The 2834-nt window shown below is 63.9% G+C and carries 7 protein-coding genes; 6 read left to right on the top strand and 1 reads right to left on the bottom strand.

What is annotated here, in order from left to right:
• A partial coding sequence (locus FS320_RS47355) for a hypothetical protein (RefSeq protein ID WP_210252248.1) occupies positions 1 to 194 on the top strand: 194 nt, incomplete at its 5' end.
• On the opposite strand, the gene FS320_RS41200 is transcribed toward FS320_RS47355, so the two are convergent.
• Positions 191 to 466, bottom strand: coding sequence for a response regulator (locus FS320_RS41200; RefSeq protein ID WP_162003593.1), 276 nt, complete (start codon positions 464 to 466; stop codon positions 191 to 193). The two genes, FS320_RS47355 and FS320_RS41200, sit on opposite strands and share 4 nt — an antisense overlap.
• 463 nt (positions 467 to 929) lie before the next feature.
• On the opposite strand from FS320_RS41200, the gene FS320_RS51260 reads away from it, so the two are divergent.
• The 5 genes from FS320_RS51260 to FS320_RS41220 all read left to right on the top strand — a co-directional run bounded on the left by FS320_RS51260 (position 930) and on the right by FS320_RS41220 (position 2635).
• Complete coding sequence (locus FS320_RS51260; RefSeq protein WP_420846843.1) at positions 930 to 1010, top strand: hypothetical protein; 81 nt, start codon at positions 930 to 932, stop codon at positions 1008 to 1010.
• Positions 997 to 1551, top strand: coding sequence for a sigma-70 family RNA polymerase sigma factor (locus tag FS320_RS41205; protein WP_152718354.1), 555 nt, complete (start codon positions 997 to 999; stop codon positions 1549 to 1551). The genes FS320_RS51260 and FS320_RS41205 overlap by 14 nt, the downstream gene beginning before the upstream one ends.
• Positions 1552 to 1588: 37 nt before the next feature.
• Positions 1589 to 1771 (top strand): hypothetical protein, encoded by a 183-nt coding sequence (locus tag FS320_RS41210; protein ID WP_152718356.1) that lies wholly within the window; start codon positions 1589 to 1591, stop codon positions 1769 to 1771.
• A gap of 176 nt (positions 1772 to 1947) precedes the next feature.
• On the top strand, positions 1948 to 2142 hold the full coding sequence (locus FS320_RS41215; RefSeq protein WP_244627724.1) for a hypothetical protein: 195 nt from the start codon (positions 1948 to 1950) through the stop codon (positions 2140 to 2142).
• A gap of 94 nt (positions 2143 to 2236) precedes the next feature.
• On the top strand, positions 2237 to 2635 hold the full coding sequence (locus tag FS320_RS41220) for a response regulator (RefSeq protein ID WP_152718358.1): 399 nt from the start codon (positions 2237 to 2239) through the stop codon (positions 2633 to 2635).
• The last annotated feature ends 199 nt before the right edge of the window (positions 2636 to 2834 follow it).

Genomic DNA, 2834 nt, shown 5'->3' on the forward strand with positions numbered 1-2834 from the left:
CGACGACGCCGACCCGTATCGACAATCTCAACTCGATCCATAGCCGCACTGTCCTTTTTGACGTCAATAAGGACAGTCAGTGCCAAATCCGACAATTCCTACAAGGCGGCCCACCTCGGATGCGTACGTTAGTCCGCTGCAAGCGGGTGATCGTGTCGGCCAGCGCCTCGCGTGCCATCGGCTTTTCCAGCTAGGGCACGTCCTGGAGTTCGTCCGGCAGGCTGGTGGTGAACGGCAGACCCGTGTAGACCGCAAAGGGCGTGTTGCGCTCCTTCAGGGCGTGCGCAATCGGCAGGGCGGTGCCGTCCCGCAGTGACACGTCCAGCACCGCGACCTCGGGCGTGTTGTGCTCCAGCCATGCGAGGGCATCGGCACAGGACGGGAACGGGCCGGCGATGGAGAAGCCGGCATCCTCCAGGAACGCCTCCAGCGACATGCCAATCAGCGCCTGGTCTTCAACGATCATGCAGCAGGGTGCACTCATCACATCAGGTCTCTTGCTTGTTCAAGGACGGGAAGAGCCGTGCCAGAGGAGCATGTCGGCAGGGCTCTCATCAGGAGGATGGACACGAACACCATCGTGTGCGGACCTTACCCTGATCGAGTGCTCTCCCATTCACGCAAGTGAAACGTGAGCGGAGTTTTCCCGTCGGGTTCCTGCCTTGGTTCGTCCCATCTGCCGAGCCCGTTCGGTCAAGGTGATCATAGGTTAATGGCGGGCCTGCCCCGGTCTTCTACGCCTGGATTATCGTCCAATCCGCCGGAGGAACTCCCACGTGATGACCACATGGCCCAAAGTCTCCCCGACGACACCGGGTGAGCTGCAACAGCTCCAAGAGGTTCGAGATGAACTCCATCCTGAGCCGACGCTGCCTTCGATTGTCACCGCTTGCCTCGGCGAGCGGTTGCGCGCCTGCTACGCACAACTGATGAACGATCCCGTTCCGGCTGATTTCGTCCGGCTCCTTGAAGCGTTGGACCGGAAGGAGAGGCAAGATGACGGCCGTTGATACCATTTCACGCCAGGCGATGCTGGACGCCATCCCGCATCTCAGGGCCTTTGCCATCTCGCTCACCGGCAACGTCACGTACGCGGACGACCTCGTGCAGACTGCTCTTCTGCGCGGCCTTGAGAACCTCGACAAGTTCCAGCCCGGCACGAGCATGCAGGCATGGCTCTTCACGATCCTGCGCAATCATTTCTACACCGAGGTCCGCCAGCGCCGCAGGGAGGTGGCGGACCCGGACGGCGTGATGGCCGGCAATCTTGCAACCATGCCGGAGCAGGGCGCGCGCCTGGATTTCAACGACATGTTGGCGGTTCTCGCCCAACTCAGCATCGAACAGCGCGAGGCACTCCTGCTCGTGGGAGCTGAAGGTGTATCCTACGAGGAGGCAGCCCAGATCTGCGGCACCACCATCGGCACGATCAAAAGCCGCGTGAGCCGGGCCCGCACCCGCTTGGCCGAGTTGATGGATCTCACCTCCGAGGAGGACCTCGGACCCGACCGCCTGGTCCGAGCTAGCCTGTTCCTGCACGCCTCTCGGTGATGGACGTTACCGCTCCTTCAGGGACGAGATGACCACGATGCAGTTGATGGTTCAGGAGCGGTCGGCCTTGGTCCCGGGCATCGGGGAAGGCGATACCGGGCCGTCTCCTCCCGGAGCCGAAAGAGTTGCGAACCTGTTCGAGATCGTGGGGATCAGCATCGTCCTGGCATTGCTCATGGGAATGGCCGTCATCCTGATCCGACGGAACCGTGGCTCCTGACCACACTCCTCCGGTACGTTCGTGATGGCCCCCGGGGAATGGTTTGCGCGCCAGACCGTCGCGGAACTCTCGCAGGTTGTGGCGCGTGACGCACAGACCCATTTCGTCCCGCGGTGCCGGTCCTGGCACCGCGGCCATTCCCGTCCGGAGGCGGTCAGGATCCCGACGGTGGGCCAGTGACGGGCTCGGGCAGGCGCGTGGGTGCGGCCAACAAGCCGGACGTGCAGGTCATCCTGACAACCGGGGTGGGGCGCTCGGCTGATATCGCAGCGACCCTGTGCGAAGCCGGCCCGCTCCTGGAGAAGCCGTATCCCCCGCAGGACATCGTTCACCGCATCAGGCAGCTCATGGCCCAGGCGCGCCAGCCCTGAACCGGGTGAATGGATTGCCCAGCGGTGCAGGAGGCCCCAAGACTGCTGTCCGGCTCCGCGGGAACCGGACAGGCCAGCTCCCGTTTCCGACCCCATGAAGGTCAAGCCCCGTGGTCCCATCCTGAGCCAGCCCGTTGTCCTCCTTGTGGAGGACGAGACGCTCGTGCGGCTGACCCAGATCGATATCCTGCGCGAGGCGGGCTTCTGGGTACTGGAAGCGGCGGACGCCGACGAAGCCTTCGAGACCATCCGGCAGCGAGGGGACGTGGATGTCGTCCTCACCGACGTGGACATGCCCGGCTCCCAGTTCGCCCGCCTCGTGGCGCAAGGCTGGCCGGAGGTCGGCGTGCTGGTGATCTCGGGCAAGGCGTTCCCGGACGAGGGCGACTTGCCGCCCTCGGCGGTCTTCGTGGCCAAGCCGGTGTACCCTGACGCCCTCGTGGAGCACCTGAATGCCCTGATGGCCCGCTCCCGTGCTGCCGGGCAGGATTGACATCAGGCGAGATCTTGCGTTCGCGGGCCCGGTCAATGGCGGCCCAGCTCGGCGGTCAGGTCACGGTGGACCGTACGCATCCGAGGTGGGCCGCCTTGTAGGAATTGTCGGATTTGGCACTGACTGTCCTTATTGACGTCAAAAAGGACAGTGCGGCTATGGATCGAGTTGAGATTGTCGATACGGGTCGGCGTCGTCG

The organism is Microvirga tunisiensis, assembly GCF_009296175.1.
GTDB classification, from domain to species: Bacteria; Pseudomonadota; Alphaproteobacteria; order Rhizobiales; family Beijerinckiaceae; genus Microvirga; species Microvirga tunisiensis.

Coding starts and splice junctions, on each gene's coding strand:
- FS320_RS41200 (WP_162003593.1), bottom strand. CDS start 466: ATGATCGTTGAAGACCAGGCGCTGATTGGCATGTCGCTGGAGGCGTTC.
- FS320_RS41220 (WP_152718358.1), top strand. CDS start 2,237: ATGAAGGTCAAGCCCCGTGGTCCCATCCTGAGCCAGCCCGTTGTCCTC.
- FS320_RS41210 (WP_152718356.1), top strand. CDS start 1,589: ATGCAGTTGATGGTTCAGGAGCGGTCGGCCTTGGTCCCGGGCATCGGG.
- FS320_RS51260 (WP_420846843.1), top strand. CDS start 930: ATGAACGATCCCGTTCCGGCTGATTTCGTCCGGCTCCTTGAAGCGTTG.
- FS320_RS41205 (WP_152718354.1), top strand. CDS start 997: ATGACGGCCGTTGATACCATTTCACGCCAGGCGATGCTGGACGCCATC.